The sequence below is a fragment of the Psychrobacter sp. TB55-MNA-CIBAN-0194 genome (assembly GCF_040309505.1).
Taxonomy (GTDB): Bacteria; Pseudomonadota; Gammaproteobacteria; order Pseudomonadales; family Moraxellaceae; genus Psychrobacter; species Psychrobacter fozii.
In genome coordinates, this window is record NZ_JBEOOW010000507.1 from 1 (window position 1) to 256 (window position 256).

1 protein-coding gene is annotated in these 256 nt (G+C 36.7%); it reads left to right on the forward strand.

Annotated features, from left to right (window positions below; translation table 11 throughout):
* Nucleotides 1-199 (forward strand): hypothetical protein (locus AAEY75_RS16065; protein WP_352260156.1); only part of this gene is annotated, 199 nt, incomplete at its 5' end.
* Nucleotides 200-256 lie beyond the last annotated feature (57 nt).

Consider the following 256-nt stretch of genomic DNA (forward strand, 5'->3'; position numbering starts at 1 on the left):
GGCAATGGGTTATAACAAACTCAGTATGAACCAGGGCAGCTTAGCCAGAATAAATTTTTTACTTAGACGAGTATCAAAACAAGAATTAACTGAGTTGTTGGAGTCTATTTTACAACAGTCAACGGGTAACCAGGTTCGAGGGTTATTAGCACATTTCTTGCGAAAACATGATTTATCAGATTTAGTTAACATAGATTAGTCATACGATTGGAGCGGGTTGGGAAATGCTTAGATGATCTTTCGTATGGTTGATAAT